The following is a 16,413-nucleotide window of genomic DNA, read 5'->3' on the forward strand; positions in this document are numbered from 1 at the left end:
ACCCTTCAAGAAGAAGGCGAGACGCCTGTATCCGCGGCTGGCGCTTTAGGAATTTCCTGATATTTGTCGGGATCTACGACAAACGCAGCCATCCTGCGGCCTGAGACTTCATCCACGAAACCCTTTTCGTATTCCTCAGTGGGAATAAGGAAAATTCTGCCTTCCGCATTTGGATTGCCGCCTTCCGTGGCCCCCACTTTCACCATATCCCCGTGCCCGCGAAATGCACAAACTTCAATCAGATCGTTCTTATGTCTGCTGTAGAAGTTTTGTCTGTCTTTGGCCAGAGATTGACCCGGCCGCAACTCGGTCTGATGGAACTCTTCCCATGCGCGAGGAGCAAAATCCCGAATATTTTTCTCAGCTTCGACGACTTTGTTAGGAGGGAATACCGAAGGATAGACGACGGCCACATAAGCCCAATCTTGGATATCGCCATACCCGCCATTAGGAATTTTAAATTCTTCTGGCATCCTGTCCTGGAACTCGCCACGAAGAATATAGCCGCCCCCGTTTATCGTCACCAATCGAACAATTTGCGACTCAGGGTCACTGCCTGAAAGCAATACGGTCGCTTCATTGACACGTCCACCCCAGGGCCATCTTATCGACTTCGCAGTTTTTTTGTCCATGGGAGTGCCGCGCAGTTGCGGGTGAGAAAGGATATAGGACTGGTCGCCCAACCTTTCCCCCATTTCGCGCACCACATTTTCCTGGCTATCATCTACCCACAGGATGTATTCCTGCCCCAGAGGCTTCAGATCACCGTTCGCGTCGGAATGAGCCATAGACTCAATCCGATACTGGCCAATTTCCCCCTTGTGATAAGAAATGACGGCCAGCTTTCGCGTTCCCCGACCATCGAGCAGATCTCCAATGGCGTAGAGAACAGGCGCACCGTCGATGCTTATCCCTGAGTCCTCGACGGTCAAAGGTATGATGAAACCTTCCTTATAAAGGCGAGAGTCTTGCTCAGAAACGAAATCGCTGAAACTGGTTTCGTTGTGAATGTCAGCCACTTCTTCTTGTGCCATCATCATTTATTCTGTCCGTCAAAATCTATCGTTCCCGCCATACTAATTAAATACACTACAATGCACCAGCGGCGATCTTTTCTTCCATTTGCCACACATCTGCACTGCCCCACAAAGTTTTTTTGATCAGCGCCACATCATCTTTCGGGGAAGGATAGATACGTAGATATTATAGCAATGGACCTGACATTTTCCTTGCTAATCGGCAGCAAAGATAGCCAAATATGATCCACCTCCCTGCATATCGCTCCACTTGATCCACAAAGGCCATACGCAAGGTCTACCGGCTGGTCGCGGCGCATGCCGTGAAAGACAATTGTTTGAGAAAGGAAGACGTCCAGGCGTCTTTAACGCATGAATTCTATCTGCAAAAAAGTCCTCACTGAATACGATAAAATTAGCGCCGTGCAACTAGCCGCCGCCCTGTTAATTCCGAGCATTATGGTCACGTATGTAATCGCCGCCCGAGACAGTGATAAAAGACTTCAAGGCTACAACAGCCTTGCGGACGCTATCCTGGGGCAGTCCGAAGGGCTTCCTCCAGACCACGAGTTCCAAACGTCGCTTCCATCGGGAGTTGAGGTGAGAATTTCCAAGGGGAGCGATAGTGCCAAAATCCTGTTCCCGAAGGTCACGAGGAACCAATGCGATGAAGTGGTCGCCATTCAGGATAGGATTGCTCAGAATGCGAATGTCAGGTCCCTGCACTATCCAACCACATGGTCGATAGTCGTTCACTCTGGTGGGTTGCGGCAAGGGAACGTGAGGGAAAAGGAATGTCTCAACGATTTTAATACGGCAGACATTTCCTTTTCCGAGAAACCTCAGAAGTGAGTTCCCCTACCCTCACTGCCTGGAGGCTTTGAGGGTAGCATCATCCCATCCGTTCCCGCCATCCTCGGGTTTTTCGGAGGTTGAGGTGCCTGGATCTGGTTTTGCCGGACCGTTCCCGAGATTTCGATCAGTGGAAATAAGGATCGGAGCTGGCGGAGCGTCTTTTAACGGAGATAGGTGCCTTGTCCCGGCGATATACTGAGATAGGATATTGGCCCGGTCGGGATCCATTCCTCCGATTACCTTGGAGACCTTTAGCGGAGCCATTCGCGAGGCCACAGGAACCATAACGTGCATATCCAGCACGTTGAAGACCGCAGCCGCGTCGCGTGGCGGCATCTGCTCGTAAACTCTGGCCAGGCGATCGTATTCGCCATCCATTGCTTTGCGCTGAGCTTCTTTCTTCGCAGTAAGCTCTGATACACCATCACTCAGGGTCTGTATCTGCTGCCCCAGAGAGTTCTGCTCCTGATCGATAACCTGTCTCGCGGCGTCCATCGCCTTTTGACGAACCCCCATCTGAGACTGGCGATCAGCAATATCCCCCATTAACGACTGCTTTGCAGACATTACACGAGGGTCGATATCGCTGATGCTTTCATCGACCTTAACAGAGCCGAGCGACTTGTAGAGCTTATCATCTGCAGAAGCTGCCGAGGTGTCGGTTGGCTTGGTGTCCGCCCCTTTTTCCTGCCAGCCCTGACTATCGTTCAGTTTCTGCCGGGCCGTTTTATTCTCTATCGCAGCCGCCACAGCCACTGGCGTTGACTTGTCCGATGCGCCGGTGTTGGCCTCAGCGGAGGTCTGGGGACGATCTGGGGCCGGGGTGTCCCCAAATTTAGCAGCAAGTGAGTGCAGGTTCAGAGCAAGCAGAACCGTCATAAGGCTTGAAGATAAATGCACTGCTTTACTCAATGACAGGCCGCTTAACATCACGGTCTAGAACTTCCAGTTTGGGGAGAGACTGATTTTTTGATAACACCCGGCGGCGCACAAGGCTATGCCTTGGTAGCAGATTGTTTTCGGGGTGGCATGGTGAAGGTCACCTTGCCATAGAGCTTGGCAATGGCAGAAATCTTAAGACCCTCTGCATTTGGCACTTCAATTTCGCAATCACTTACTTCGGCGGTGTCAGATATAAAAATCTGATCGGCCTTAACAACGGCTTTCTCAAGAAGGCCTTCAACCACCACCACTGAGGCAGTCAGTGTGCCGGATGCTGCCCCTCCCGGATGGATGTTAATATCTGACGCTTCAATGGTGGAGTTCGTAACAACCCCCTCAATTTTAACGGCAAGAGGAGCTTTCAAGACCATGTCGGGGGTATAAGAGCCTTGACCGATAATGACGCTCGGCTTCTTGGGCTTTTGATCAGTCTGGGACATTAGCGGGTATCCTTCGGATGCAAGGTCAGCGCGGGGCTTATGACAAATGAAGCCAACGATTAATCAAATATCAACCACAAAAGACACAAGGTCTGTCAAAGCAGTTGAGGCATGGCCTTTTTCATGGCTTTCATGCGCCGCGGATGTTTTAATTTTGTGATCGCGGCAACTTCGATCTGCCTTACGCGTTCTCTCGTTACCCCCAGACGCAGCCCGATATCTTCAAGTGTGGCCTCATCGGAACCACCCAGGCCAAAGCGGAGCGTAATCACCAATCGCTCACGTTCGTTTAGAGTGCTGACAGCGGAAAGAACGGCATTCGCCCCCTCCTGCTGCATAAGGCTGTTGATCGGACAGACGGCCTTATCATCCGTGAAATATCTGACGTTGGAGTTGTTGTTATCCGGCGTCCTTTTTTCAGGGTCAAGATCATCGATGCTTTCGTAACACTCCACCGCTGACAACGCATCTTTCACGCGCATTTCTGAGAACCCGGTGAGCTCAGAAAGTTCAGATTCTGTCGGATCTCGATCCATCCCTGCCCTGAAATCTGCAGCAGCCCTAAGAAGCGTTCTTTTCACTTCCTGAATATGCGACGGTATCCGGATTGTCTTTCCCAGCTCGGCGGTTCCTCGCGAGATACCCTGCCTTATCCACCAAATAGCATATGTGCAGAACGCATATCCGAGCCTGTAGTCAAATTTTTCTACAGCCCTCATCAGTCCAATATTGCCCTCCTGGATCAGATCCGAAAGACTCATTCCGCTTGAAGCGCGTCTGCGAGCTATTTTAACGACAAGGAGGAGATTGGCCTGGATCATCCTGTCACGCATTTCCGTATAACGGATCATGCTCAGGGAAATGTCTCTGTGGGCTTTTAGGAGATTTCTTGGAGAGAGAGAGGCGGAGGTCGCCGCCTTTTTCATGGCAGCCTGCGTTTGCCTTAACTGGGACAGGGGGAAGGACTCAACGTCCTCAGGTTTGACCCCCACGGCCATTAGCATTTCTGGCCTGGACCAGTTATCTGCGCACTCCCTTCCTCTCCAATGAGGCTTTAGAGCAACTCCGGAAATTCCGGCCTTTCTCATAATGGCAAGAAATTTTCGCTCTTCATCCCTGAACCATCGCTCAGCATGGGCGATGAGATCAGCAAAACGCTCAAAGAGAGACCAGGCGATCTGGAGTTCGATTATTACATTCTCGATCTCTTCCGGCTTGATTTTTGAGCGCCTGCTTTTCTGGCCATCCAGCCAGGCCGAAAATAGCCTTAAGGCGCACATTCCAGCATATGATTGGTCTGAATCGCCGGATGTTCTGGCGCGTAGGTCCGGGATGGTGGACTTGGCTTTCTTAATGATTTTCTGGGCGTGGAAGGCTGGGAGATTGACGTCAACTAGATTACGTATGTGGGTCGTGCCTGCCTCGACTTCTGCGACAAGGCTATTCACGAACCCCTGCAGTGTCGGTAATCGACAAGAAGCCGTCATTACTTCAAGCCTGCTTTCAGCCATTTTTTTGCCGACTTCGCTTTCTTCCTCGCGCGTCAGGCGTTTGTGCTTCCTGACGTCAGCAAAATAGCCATCCAGAACATCCGGACTTACAGGAGATTTGATATTCGCATTACCGACTGATCGGGATATATTCGCATTGAAGAATGCACCTGAGCTCGAATTCCCCGTCATCACGCAAGAAACCTCTAAAACACAGTCGTTTTTAGGTTATAAGACGCCCAGAAAATATTCCTTGCAAAGACACGGTCAGCAAAGACTATTTACAAGGCAACTCATCAGTTCGTGAAAGGCTTTAACAATTTATTTCAGTGAAGACCATACAAAGCGTGTTGCAAAAAAGCCACATTCTATTCATAATTAAATCCAGTTCAATTAATCCTTAATATATCAATTACATTCTTTAACTTCCGTTTGACATTTTTTTTGCTTCAGTCCAAAATAACCATACATTCCAACAAAGACTAAACGTCCTAGGGCAAGGAAAAATCTATGGCCGGCAGCGTCAACAAAGTCATTCTGGTCGGCAATCTGGGGAAAGACCCAGAGGTTCGGACCAGTCAGAGCGGACAGAAGATTGTATCGTTTTCTGTTGCGACCAGCGACACATGGAATGACCGGGCCAGTGGGGAGCGTCGTGAGCGCACCGAATGGCACCGCGTCGTTATCTTCAATGACAGACTAGCTGATGTCGCCGAACGCTTCTTGCGTAAAGGGCGTAAGGTCTATCTGGAGGGAGCACTTCAGACGCGTAAATGGACCGACCAGTCCGGGCAGGAACGCTACACAACCGAAGTGATCGTCGAACGGTTCCGCGGCGAGCTGGTTCTCCTTGATGCCCGTGGCAACCAGGAAGGTGGCGAAGCCCCTTCAGGCGACGGCTCTCGCAGTGATTCCTACGCTGGCGGCGGAGGCTACGGCGGTGCGCCCGCTGGTGGAAATGCCGGAGGGTGGGATTCCCCCGGAAACAGCGATGTTGACGACGAGATCCCTTTTTGAGTGCCGTCCTAAATTTGCTCTAACATGTGTGGTGGATGTCCTTTGGCGTCCACCACAACTGTTTTCTCATAATCACTTTTAGAGCGTCTTTGCGGGTGGCCTCAAAAACCAAAACGAATGTAGTGCAGAGCGTGGAGGAGCCTTCTCAGGACTCCCCCCTACCCATCCCGCATGCGATACAGTCACTGCTTCATGTAGAGATTGGCCAGATAGAGGGACGCTATACGATTGATCCTTGCTGCGGGGATGGCGACATTCCTATGGAGCTACACAATCACGGCCTGAAGAGCGTTCACGGATCGGACGAGCAGAGCACCTGGCCAGATGTTCTTTCCATCTCCGATTACCGCTCCACCATTTCCATGTGGAAGCCGTCCCTCATTATAAGCGCGCCCTCGGCAGGAATAGACTTTGCCGATCTGATTTCATGCGCCTGGGATGCGAATGTTGAGGCTCTCTACCTCCTTCTCCCCCTTTCCTGCCTAAGCGCGCGGCGCTGCTTTAACGCACTGAGATTGTCTCGCCTATGGCTATTCAGGCCTGTAGCGCAAGACGACCCAGCCAGAAACGACAGTAACCATCCACCCATCGATTATGGATGGTTTGTCTTTGAAAGGGATTATAACGCACAGACATGGTCTTGCGGATATCTTCCCTTCCCTGAAAACCCAAAGAGAAAGACAATATGCAGAAACTCCTGAAAATCGCATGCGCAACCGTCGTCATCACTGCAGCGCATGCGCTTTCTCCCATGTCTGCGGCCCTCGCCTCAGCACCGGCTCCTACCCATGACATCCCTGCCCTCTCAGCCAAAATTGGCCACAAGGCCACGCCACGCGCAGCCCAGTCAGATCAGACGGGTTCCAATGCGACGGCACAGCCGGAGGTTGTTAAAATCCCGATGCTTGAGGGCATCACGCTCACACAAGACCAGAAAGACGCAGTCCGCAACATTGTAACGGACCTGCGCGGCCGCATGGTTGGAGTAAACGAGCGTAGCGACAAGCTTCGCAAAGAACTCAATGCGACTGTTAATTCATCCGGCAAGATTGACGTTGACCGCCTGATGACCCTGATGAAGCAGGAGCAGGAACTGCGGAGCACCGTCGAGCTTGCGCAGGCCAAGACCATGGCACAGATCCACAATCTGCTTTCGCCTGCTCAGATCACCCAGGGGATCAAAACGCGTCAGGAAATCGCCAAACTGTCTGCACAGATCAGGGCGCTGGAGAATGGACAGCAGCCTTCCACTGCTACAAATGATGTCACACCTTCACCTTCGCAGACAGTTCCGGGCGTCGGAACTGTCGAAACCCATAAGCCCTGACCACTAACGCGGCTGCCAGCCCCCATGCTGGCAGCCATGTTATGCAAAAATTCCTATTCCAAATAACTAAAAAAAGTGCGAAGATATTCCTTGTAATTAGTTTTCTAGGGATATCAATTTCAATGAAATTCGCTACCATTTTTGCTACCGCAGGCATTACGCTTTGCACTATCGCTTCTGGCCCGGCCTTCGCTGGAACAGACCCATTTGCGGCTCCTGCCCCCGTAAGCAAGTCTGGCCCGGTCTTCGCCTCGACAGTCAAAACCCGCTTCGGCCTGGTTCAGACCAGCGACTACGGCTCCTCAACGCCACCGAACCGCCTTTTCCTGAACGGCAAGGAAAGCTCCCCCTCCGCAGTCGGAAACAATCATCTGATTGCAATCTCAGCTTTCGAGAATGGCGACCATGACGACGTGGTCCTGAAATCTGTGGGCGGCTCCGGTTGTCCGACCCTGTATTCTGTGGCGACCGTTGATTCCTCAGGAGCGCATCCGACCGCATTCTTCGGATCTTGCGCCGATGCGAGCCATATCTCTCTTTCTGCAGCCGCTCACAAGATCGTCCTGAAAATGCCGGTCTTCAAAAACGGTCAGAACCTGAAATCATCCACCACTTTTGAGGTGGGTGACGGCAAAATCCTCCGTGACGGCAAACCCGTTAACGCAGCCTGCCCCGGAAACGTCTGCGCTGGCTGATCCTTTGCGACGCCCGCCAATAGGGCGTCGCTTTCCCCGCTATGGAGCGGGAAGATATCCTTTCAACAGGATAGACTGGGTCTTGCACCCCACAGGCTTTGTTCCTGAAATGCACGTTTTCTCTCCAGATCTGGCCACTCTTTCTCGGAAAATAGCCTTGCCGGGAAATTGATATTTCGCTCTGCCTTGTTTTGTCCTTGATTTTGGTCTTCCGGAACGGAATCTTTCCTAAAAGTCATCGGCTCTAAAAACAGGCAAGGCGGACGTCTCGAATGGGGATAAGAAAAAGGGTTTTGGCGACCAGATTCCTGGCGGGGGTCGCTATTGTGCCGGGCATTTTTCTTGTGCCACCCCACGCCTATGCCGGTGGCATTGTAATCGTTCAGAAAAGCGCTGAGACAGTCAAAGCTGGCAAGTCCGTGCCGATCTATAACGCAATCAAAGAAATCGCTCCTCCCGAATACAGCGTCGTTATGGGCGAGGGGATTAGTCCGGACGAAAAAGTCTCTTGGCCTGCAGGCGGCGACTGGATGGAAACCCTCAATAAGCTGCACGCTGACAGCGGCGCGACATACGGTGTGACACCCCATGGGCATGATCTGCTGCTCCGCAACCTAGATGTTGCGGCAGATACTCCCGCAGGATCGTCTCAGCCAGGCGGCGGTCCGATTGTTATCGGCTCCCGGTCTCCCGTCACTTCTCCGGGCGTCACATTCCTGACCGCTCCCCGGCCGGCTCCCCCGTCGCCTCCAATTCCGTCCCCTCCTCCGATTGCCGCTCCCGCTACCCCGCCGGCTCCATCTACCCCTGCCCCTCCTCCTGCCAATACGACACTCCCTTCCGCTGCAAATCGGGGGGCGCCACCTCCGTCCGTCCGTCTACCAAACCAGGCCACGACCCCAATCAACGAAGATATGGAAGAAGCCTCCTCTGGTCAGGTGTGGCACGCTACCGGTGGGAAATACCTCTCAGATATTATCGAAGACTGGGCGGAAAAAGCCGGGTGGCAGGTCGTTTATGACACCCGCATGCTCTACGAGGTCAGCGCAGACAGTGATTTCGAGGGAAGCTTCCCGCACGCTGCATGGACGATGATCCACCAGATGCAGCAGCAGATAAAGATGGCCGGGGCGGAAAAACCATTCCCCGACATCTATTTCTGGAAGAACAGAACCGCCGTGATCGTCACGCACAGAGGGCTTCAGGACTAATGCTTTCACGCCATAAAAAGAACCCGGTTTCCCTGGCCGTCCTGCTGTGCTGCGCCACACTCCTTCAGGGTTGCTCAGGGGTGACGACTGTCGAGCAAGGCAACCGCGCTTCGACCGCCATGCTCAAAGACGGTACTGGCATCATCCAGAACGCCCTCCGGGGGGCAGATGACGATTCCGAGGCATCTCACTTTATGCAGGGGGCCTATGTAGGAACAAAGGTTGTCCGGTCAGAGCACGGCGTGCCTCTGCCACGGCGGTGGATGAAGCCCGACGCCCTGAAGATCAACCATCCCGCCCCGATGCCTCTCTATCAGATTGGCGCCTTGATTACAGAGAAGACGCATATCCCTGTATCGTTTGCCCCCGAAATTATGGACATGGCGCAGGGGGTCGTCGGCAAAGGCGGCAGCGGCTCCAGTGGTGGCGGCGGTAGTGGCACTAGCATGTCCCCTCCCTCAAGCGGCGGTGACATGAACTCTATGCTCCAGGGCATGAACATGAGCGGAGGGGCTGATTTCATCAGTGAGCCTCGGCCCTCCCCCGTGACGGAGGCGATCCACAACTATGTGGGCGACCTGAACAATTTTCTGAACGCACGGGCGTCACACTTCGCAGTCTCGTGGGAATACGATGAAGGTCAGATCCGGTTTTATCGGATGGTCACCCGCACCTTCACCGTCCACGCTTTGCCTGATGCGACGGACCTAACCAACAGCATGAACGCGGGCGGCTCATCGTCTTCCGGTGGCTCTACAGGCGGATCGAACAGCACAACATCCGGCACTTTAACTTCCAAAGCGTCTCTGGCTGTCTGGAAGGAAATCACGGACACCCTGAATTCCATCGTAACTTCTTACGGCCGCGTCTCCCCGACGGTAAGCACGGGGACGATTACAGTCTCAGCGCCGCCCTCAGTCATGACGCAGGTAGAGACTTATCTGGAGGGGCAGAATGCTCGCTTGAGTAAGCAGGTCGGCGTGGCCCTCGAAATGATGACGCTGACATTCACGGACTCTGACGACACCAACTTCAACCTCAAAGGCATCCTCAACAAGGCCTCTGAATATGGCCTGACTTATGCCTCACCTACGTCTGCTATGGTGCAGGGCATCAGCTCTTTCACTGTGGCGATGAAAAATCCGAACTCTCAGTTCAGCGCCAGCGAAGCTATAGCCTCTGCCGTACGGTCATCTGCACGCGTCCGGACCAGCACCCTCGGGACTGTTCTCACACTCAATGGCATGGCGGCACCACTTCAGGTGGCTCATACACAGGGCTATGTGAAAGACACACAAGTTTCTGACAGCACAACGTCTTCCAACGACCTTAGTGGCACGCAGCGCACCCAGGTGAACGTTGATGAACTGACAACCGGCTTCTCGATGATGGTTCTGCCCCGCATCACGGGCGACGGCGACCATGTTTTACTACAGTTCTCGACGAACGTGTCAGAGCGCACGGGTTCCGACAACTACGGCTTCGATGACTACACCACGGCAGACAAGACGGTTTCGCTGATGTTGAAAGATGTGGATTACAAAGACAGCGTCAACCAGGTCCGCATCCCCTCCGGTAACACTGAGGTCATGGCCGGCTTCATGCAGGATAGTAACAACACATCCTCCAGCGGCGTTGGCAGTTCCAACTTCCTCGGACTGGGTGGCAGCCAGGTCGGCAAGCATACGAAGACACTGTATCTGGTTCTGATCACGCCGGTCATCTTTTCGGATGCCCCAAAGACAATCTCGTCCGATGACCGTGGTGAGGCATCCTCGATTACAAACTGACACCGCCCCCTATTAGCATAATCGGAGGGGTAGCAAAGTAAGGCGGGCAAATGGCTGACCACTACAGTATGGGCGACGGACATCTTGATATCGGAGGGCGAGAGTTCGCCATCGGCCTCACATGGGGACTCATACAGAGGGCCCGTGCCAAAGAGACAGCCCGCAAAATGGCTCAGGACAGTGGACACGACCTGTTCTGCCTAAACACATCGCTTGAAGATGGAGCTTCAGCGCAATGTGGCTTGGGGTCTACGGGAAATGGACAGAAATCCAAGATGCCTCCTCTGGCTACATCCATCCTTCAGAAAGTAGGCTCCCTAAACCTTCTTGTCTGCATTCGCACCGACCGCAACGATGACGAATTCTATCTCGTTGCCATTCAGGGTGGCGCGATCCTCTCGGGCTATGACGGTATTGTTGAAGGTCAACAGGCGGCACGTAAAACGCTGGACAATCTGCTGTCAGCCGACAGCGTGTGGGACGACGTTTTCATTTCCGATGAGTTCGACGACGGGTCTGTTAACACGCTCACCCATGGCGAGGAAACGGAGATAACCGTAACTACGCTTATTGACCTTATTAGTGGAGAAAAGCGGTTCCGGATCACCTTGCAGGGAGCCAATGGGTCCGGTGTTCAAAACTACATTCTTCTAGGTCTGATAGGCTGCGTCATCTTGGGCGCCATCTACAGCGTTTATCACCGGCACGTTGAAGCGGAGAGGAAAGCGCGAGAACTGCAGGAAATGCGCAACCGGCAAAAACTTCATAAGAAGGTCGGCATTATCATCCCCCTCCCCGTATTTCCATGGGAAGGTATTGTGCATGGTATTTACCCAATTGATGCATGCATTCAGGCTATAAAGCAGACACCGATAATCCTTGCTGGCTGGGAGACAAAAAATGTCACCTGTCAGCCCGTAGAAAATAGTGATCCTACAGACAATAAATGGGAAATCGCATCCACCATTTCGAGAACATACGGGAAAATTTCGTGGCTGAGCTATCAGTTTAATCGGACTGGAGTGCACTTTTCGATCCATGAGTCCGGCAAGAACATTGTGGCAAGCAGGCCAGTCTCGTTCCAGTTCCCCAAGGCCAATGTAATGGGTCATAACGTGGCGACGTCTGATACCGTCTCAGTTAGGCGCTACCTCATAGAGAATGTACAGGAGAAGGGTGTAGGCTTAACGCAGGACACCATCGTAGGAACAACATTCAGGAAACCGGGCCTTCACGGGAAAGCTGACAAGTTCAGTATCGAGAAGCATGTCTCTTTTTCCTTCAATACTGCTCTTGATCCGGTAACATTATATCCATACTTGGCAGCCCTACCCGCCCTCAGGGCAGAAGAGGTTATCTTTGACCCTGAAAAGTGGGAATGGCGCGTCTCAGGTACGGCTTATGAAAGGCTACCCATCCCGACTGTTGTGGGGGTGACATTCCGTCAGGAAACCCTGGCAGAGCATAAGGCTAAGTTTGCTGCTGAAGTGCAGCCGGAAGACGAGAAAAACAAGCAAGGCGCGAGGACCCCTCCCGCGCCTATGGGAAATAAGGCGCGCGAGGCACGTGATGCACCATAAGAGATCTGCTCCGGTTCGGAAGGCTTCACTGGCTATCCTCGTGACGGGAGTCCTTGGTGTCCTAGGCTCCCACTCCGCCGTTGCCATACCCGCGGCAGTGGCTCCACAGGGGCCTGTCTCAGGCGGCCAGATTTCTGAGGCAGTTCCTTTTGCCACAGCGCGCCCTAACGCTGGCGTGCCTTTCGGAAGCATGATGACGGCCGAGGGCAAGAACGGCCGCACAGTCGCGGCCCCACCCCCGGATTTGCCACTGGCCAGCGAGCCGATGTCGCAGGAAGATGGCCGGGTTCAGGCGACTTTCGACCGGATGAACGATCAGATCTCGGATCGGCTTAAAGGGCTCGCAATAGGCAACGGTAATCTCAAGCCTGCCAAGATCACCAACAAGGAGGCCGGGATAGTCGACCAGCTTTCTGACGAAGAGGTGCAGATCAAGCTTCTCGATGCGCGCAACCGCCACCTGGCTGCCGCCATCAAGGCATGGTCAACTGCTTATGATCCTCACAAAGAGCAGATCGCGGCCAATGAAAAAATCGAGCAGAAAGGCAAAGACGGCACTAAATCCGCCACCGGAAATTCATCAGGAGCGACGGAACGCGGAACCTCCAACTCTGAAATGGAGCAGTTGCGTGAAGAAATTGAAAGCATGAAGGCTCAATCCCAGAAGGCTGACCCGCCACAAAAGCCGCCGCAGGATCCATATCCGGTCGTGACCGAAACCAGTGCGGACTTCAATGGGCGAATGACTGCCGACATCCTAGTGCCCTACGAAGGAGCGCTGGACAACGTCGGCGTCGGGGACGTGGTCCAGGAAGGCGTGACTATCGCCAGCATCAGCGAAAAGGTCGTTACAGTGAAAGACGCACGCACCGGGCATATTGTCCCACTGAGTTGGGGTAATCAGGTCCCAAAAACTCGCCCCAAAGTGGAAGACGAGAAACCTGCCTCAAAAGATGGTCGTTCGACCGGCAACCAGCAAAGCAGTGCGCGCCGAGCAGGTCCGGTTTTTAACTTTACCCCTCCGAAAATGCCCCCACCCCCGGTGTCAGCTCCTGCGCTCCAACGCTGATGGGACCTATCCAAAGGTAGCTCTCACGTGGCTGTCAAAAAGCATAAGAAGAAAACGAATGCGAGCGGAGGAGGTCTACTTAAGTGGCTGACCACTGACACCTCCGTCTCCAAGAAGAATAGCCCCAGACCAGTCCCAAGCTCCAGGAAGGATGGGAGACGGAAATCATCTTCGCTGAGCTTTGCCAAGATAATTGCCTGGCTGACGACAGACACGAAGCACCAGGCCAAAAACGCCAAAAATCCATTATCCCGCGACATGCGTCCTTTGGGGGCAGGCTCCTCCAGCATGCCCGCTCGTACAGGCGAGAAACTTCTTCTTCAGAAGTTTGAAAGTCAAAGAGACGTCGACTCTTTTGTCGATGAAATCAAGGAAGAGGCGCGGATAGTTGTTACCGGCCTGGGATCGCCAATACCGGGATTGAATGAGAAGCACCGTGAAATGGCTGCTTTCGTCCTTTTGTCAGGAGAAGAGGATAGAGAGGGAGCGCCGGGGCAATTTGTCCACCCGGAGAAGAAGCGCCTGGACCCGGTGGTGGCCGAGGCCAAAGACCTGATCCAAAAGGCTGGCTATATAGTCAACGGAGACGTCTCAGTCCCGCTCAAGGCGATCCCAGAGATTAACAATCTTGGCACCTCATATTTTCTGGGCCAATCCGGCGGTCAGAATATGACCGGCGAGGAAGTCAACAGCATCCAGAAGAAGTTGTTTTCGATCTATACGAGTGCAGCCCGAGCCGGTGCGTCTGATATCCATATTGATACACTCCCAGAAGGGTGCGCGATCAATTTTAGGATCTATGGACAGATCAGAAACTATTCACACGAGACCTTTGCTGTAGGGCAGCAATTATGTCACGTCGCAGCGATACTCGCGACGGAGGGAGACCCACATTATGAGCCAGGTAAGTTTCAAGACAAGAACATGCGCCCTGGGGAGTATACGCTCCCCCACGGCATACAAAGCCTGCGCCTTCATTGGAACCCCGGCTCCAATGGCGCGAGGCAATGCGTAATACGTCTGAATAAAGAACCTCGCCGCATTCGTCCCGAAGACAAGCCTTTCCTGAAGGCCGGCTTCACTCCTGATCATGACGACGCATTCGCGCGCTTCCGGCAAAAGAAATCTGGCCTGCTGATCCTGTCCGGTCCCACGGGGAGTGGCAAAACCACCACTCTCACGATGAATGCGACGATCCTGTATTTCGAGAGAGAGACCAGGATCGCAATCAACACGCTCGAAGATCCCGTTGAGCAGCCGATCCTCGGTGCGTTCCAGACATCTGTTCCCAGCTCGGAATACAGAGTTGGTCTTAAAGCAATGGTGCGCTCGGATCCCGACGTGATTATCGTTTCCGAAATGCGCGATCAGGAATCCTCTGATCAGGCTATCCACGCATCGCGTACAGGGCATCTCATGATGTCCACCACACACTGTGACCATGCAATCACCATACCCTCTCGAATCATGGATATGGGCGTCGACAAAATGAACGCTCTGGACGCATCCATCATGAAGATGTGGGTCTCACAGAGGCTTGTTGGCGTGCTCTGCCCTCATTGCAGCATTCCTTACACGGAGGGCGTCAAGAAAGGCTTGCGGTCACAGTTTGAATGCGAAAGCGTTCAGAACATTATCCCAGAGGAGTATTTTCCCAACCTCCGCATGATCAACCCGGTTATGTCCGAGAAAATGCTCGGGTGCGGGAAAAAGGGGTGTCGCTACGGCCAGTCCGGGGCCACGATTATCGCTGAAGTCATCGAGCCAGATAAAACCTTCATCAAATATCTGCGCGACATGGAGACTGAAAAAGCGGAGCAGTATTGGCTAGATGAACTCGGGGGCATGCTTCTTGAGGAACATGCCATGCTTAAAACGGCCTTTGGGATCATAGATCCTCAAGAACTTCTCGGCGTTTCAGAAAATCCCGGCGCGCTGAAAAAGGATAGGATACTTACCCTACTCAAAGACAAAGGTGAGAAATGGTTTGGATCTGTAATTTCAAAGGATAAACTTGAGGAAGGATCTACCAGAGAGAAAGCCTCCAAATCATGACGGCCACCAACAATACAGCAATTGTCACTTCTTCTGACGAAATAGCCATCCCTCCATATGCTGCTGTCGGATCTTTTCCGGGCCACCATCCATTGATCCAAGCAGGCTTCACTCAGGATCAGGTCAAGGAGTTCTATGCCTGGCGGCAAGAGGGCAGAAAGAGCCTTCTCATTGTGTCAGGGCCGACAGGGAATGGCCTGACAACGACATTGAGAATGACCTCCGACATAATCCTGGCTTACAACTCGGTCGTGATTTCTGAAATTCGCGACAAAAAGAGTGCTGAACTAGCGATTAGCGCTGCAGCCGATTTCAAGACTATGGGCGCAATGCATGGCGAAAATGCAATGAGCATTCCGGGGCGTCTTGCGGGAATGGGGATCGATAGAAGGGATGCCCTTAGCCCCCACGTCATGGGTCTTTGGGTCTCTCAAAGAGTGGCTACCAAACTCTGCCCTCACTGCAGCATTTCTTACGAAGAGGCCGTAAAAACAGGGAAGCGGTCTGAAACCGAATACAAAATAATAGAAAATATTATCCCTGAAGAGTACCTCCATCGCATCCGCATCCTCAATTCAGGCTCTACCCTTTCCCAAAACGGCTGCGGCAATGACGGGTGCCGTTACGGAGCGACAGGAAGAGACCTTATCGCGGAGGTGATAAAGCCTGACGGCAGGTTCCTAAGCCTTCTGCGCGATAATGAGACAAAGGGAGCAACGACTTACTGGCTAAATCAGCTTGGCGGCATGCTCATTGCGGAACATGCGGCGCTGAAAGTAGCATTCGGGATTATTGACCCGCGGGATCTTCTGGGAGTGCTGGAGAATTCGCGCCCCCTGCAGAAAGAGCGCATCCTCCATCTTCTCAAAACCAAAGGTGAGAAATGGTTTGGATCTGATGCCTGACAATCAGGAAAAGAACAAACA

General features: G+C 53.0%; 14 protein-coding genes. 10 read left to right on the forward strand and 4 right to left on the reverse strand.

The genetic code is table 11. The annotated features are described in order from the left end of the window. Positions 1–5: 5 nt before the first annotated feature. Positions 6–1,040, reverse strand: a complete 1,035-nt coding sequence (locus AD930_RS10800; protein ID WP_061506235.1) for a DUF7007 domain-containing protein — start codon at positions 1,038–1,040, stop codon at positions 6–8. Between the two features lie 348 nt (positions 1,041–1,388). On the opposite strand from AD930_RS10800, the gene AD930_RS10805 reads away from it, so the two are divergent. Continuing rightward, entirely contained in the window at positions 1,389–1,868 is a 480-nt protein-coding gene (locus AD930_RS10805) for a hypothetical protein (RefSeq protein WP_061506236.1), read from the forward strand. 12 nt (positions 1,869–1,880) lie between these two features. Here AD930_RS10805 and AD930_RS10810 read toward each other — a convergent pair whose 3' ends face one another. The 3 genes from AD930_RS10810 to AD930_RS10820 all read right to left on the reverse strand — a co-directional run bounded on the left by AD930_RS10810 (position 1,881) and on the right by AD930_RS10820 (position 4,935). Beyond that, on the reverse strand, positions 1,881–2,804 hold the full coding sequence (locus tag AD930_RS10810) for a MotE family protein (RefSeq protein WP_156476988.1): 924 nt from the start codon (positions 2,802–2,804) through the stop codon (positions 1,881–1,883). Between the two features lie 62 nt (positions 2,805–2,866). Continuing rightward, entirely contained in the window at positions 2,867–3,253 is a 387-nt protein-coding gene (locus tag AD930_RS10815; protein WP_061506238.1) for a hypothetical protein, read from the reverse strand. 95 nt (positions 3,254–3,348) lie between these two features. Next, a complete protein-coding gene (locus tag AD930_RS10820) occupies positions 3,349–4,935 on the reverse strand; it encodes a sigma-70 family RNA polymerase sigma factor (protein WP_061506239.1) in 1,587 nt (528 codons plus the stop codon). Between the two features lie 318 nt (positions 4,936–5,253). Between AD930_RS10820 and ssb the strand changes: the two genes are divergently transcribed. The 9 genes from ssb (at position 5,254) to AD930_RS10875 (ending at position 16,392) form a co-directional block, all read left to right on the forward strand. Then, the gene (ssb, locus tag AD930_RS10825; RefSeq protein WP_061506240.1) at positions 5,254–5,760 is read left to right on the forward strand and encodes a single-stranded DNA-binding protein; all 507 of its coding nucleotides are present in this window, start codon (positions 5,254–5,256) and stop codon (positions 5,758–5,760) included. 685 nt (positions 5,761–6,445) lie between these two features. Continuing rightward, on the forward strand, positions 6,446–7,087 hold the full coding sequence (locus tag AD930_RS10835; protein WP_061506242.1) for a Spy/CpxP family protein refolding chaperone: 642 nt from the start codon (positions 6,446–6,448) through the stop codon (positions 7,085–7,087). 122 nt (positions 7,088–7,209) lie between these two features. Beyond that, positions 7,210–7,782: a hypothetical protein gene (locus AD930_RS10840; RefSeq protein ID WP_061506243.1), complete on the forward strand. Its 573-nt coding sequence runs from the start codon at positions 7,210–7,212 to the stop codon at positions 7,780–7,782. 293 nt (positions 7,783–8,075) lie between these two features. Further along, the gene (locus AD930_RS17855; protein ID WP_061506244.1) at positions 8,076–8,993 is read left to right on the forward strand and encodes a TcpQ domain-containing protein; all 918 of its coding nucleotides are present in this window, start codon (positions 8,076–8,078) and stop codon (positions 8,991–8,993) included. Then, positions 8,993–10,783 (forward strand): secretin N-terminal domain-containing protein, encoded by a 1,791-nt coding sequence (locus AD930_RS10850; protein WP_061506245.1) that lies wholly within the window; start codon positions 8,993–8,995, stop codon positions 10,781–10,783. Before AD930_RS17855 ends, AD930_RS10850 begins: the two co-directional genes overlap by 1 nt. 50 nt (positions 10,784–10,833) lie before the next feature. Next, positions 10,834–12,363, forward strand: a complete 1,530-nt coding sequence (pilO2, locus tag AD930_RS10855; protein ID WP_061506246.1) for a type 4b pilus protein PilO2 — start codon at positions 10,834–10,836, stop codon at positions 12,361–12,363. A gap of 190 nt (positions 12,364–12,553) precedes the next feature. Next, complete coding sequence (locus AD930_RS10860) at positions 12,554–13,432, forward strand: hypothetical protein (protein WP_156476989.1); 879 nt, start codon at positions 12,554–12,556, stop codon at positions 13,430–13,432. 27 nt (positions 13,433–13,459) lie between these two features. Beyond that, on the forward strand, positions 13,460–15,487 hold the full coding sequence (locus AD930_RS10870) for a GspE/PulE family protein (RefSeq protein ID WP_156476990.1): 2,028 nt from the start codon (positions 13,460–13,462) through the stop codon (positions 15,485–15,487). Continuing rightward, the gene (locus AD930_RS10875) at positions 15,484–16,392 is read left to right on the forward strand and encodes an ATPase, T2SS/T4P/T4SS family (protein WP_061506250.1); all 909 of its coding nucleotides are present in this window, start codon (positions 15,484–15,486) and stop codon (positions 16,390–16,392) included. Before AD930_RS10870 ends, AD930_RS10875 begins: the two co-directional genes overlap by 4 nt. Positions 16,393–16,413: the final 21 nt, after the last annotated feature.

Source organism: Acetobacter malorum, assembly GCF_001580615.1.
Classification (GTDB): Bacteria; Pseudomonadota; Alphaproteobacteria; order Acetobacterales; family Acetobacteraceae; genus Acetobacter; species Acetobacter malorum.

What these genes read in the sequence shown, in the direction of transcription:
- AD930_RS10820 (WP_061506239.1), bottom strand. Translation starts at nt 4,935, where the DNA reads ATGACGGGGAATTCGAGCTCAGGTGCATTCTTCAATGCGAATATATCC.
- AD930_RS10815 (WP_061506238.1), bottom strand. Translation starts at nt 3,253, where the DNA reads ATGTCCCAGACTGATCAAAAGCCCAAGAAGCCGAGCGTCATTATCGGT.
- AD930_RS10805 (WP_061506236.1), top strand. Translation starts at nt 1,389, where the DNA reads ATGAATTCTATCTGCAAAAAAGTCCTCACTGAATACGATAAAATTAGC.
- AD930_RS10835 (WP_061506242.1), top strand. Translation starts at nt 6,446, where the DNA reads ATGCAGAAACTCCTGAAAATCGCATGCGCAACCGTCGTCATCACTGCA.
- AD930_RS10875 (WP_061506250.1), top strand. Translation starts at nt 15,484, where the DNA reads ATGACGGCCACCAACAATACAGCAATTGTCACTTCTTCTGACGAAATA.
- ssb (WP_061506240.1), top strand. Translation starts at nt 5,254, where the DNA reads ATGGCCGGCAGCGTCAACAAAGTCATTCTGGTCGGCAATCTGGGGAAA.
- pilO2 (WP_061506246.1), top strand. Translation starts at nt 10,834, where the DNA reads ATGGCTGACCACTACAGTATGGGCGACGGACATCTTGATATCGGAGGG.
- AD930_RS10860 (WP_156476989.1), top strand. Translation starts at nt 12,554, where the DNA reads ATGATGACGGCCGAGGGCAAGAACGGCCGCACAGTCGCGGCCCCACCC.
- AD930_RS10850 (WP_061506245.1), top strand. Translation starts at nt 8,993, where the DNA reads ATGCTTTCACGCCATAAAAAGAACCCGGTTTCCCTGGCCGTCCTGCTG.
- AD930_RS10800 (WP_061506235.1), bottom strand. Translation starts at nt 1,040, where the DNA reads ATGATGATGGCACAAGAAGAAGTGGCTGACATTCACAACGAAACCAGT.
- AD930_RS10840 (WP_061506243.1), top strand. Translation starts at nt 7,210, where the DNA reads ATGAAATTCGCTACCATTTTTGCTACCGCAGGCATTACGCTTTGCACT.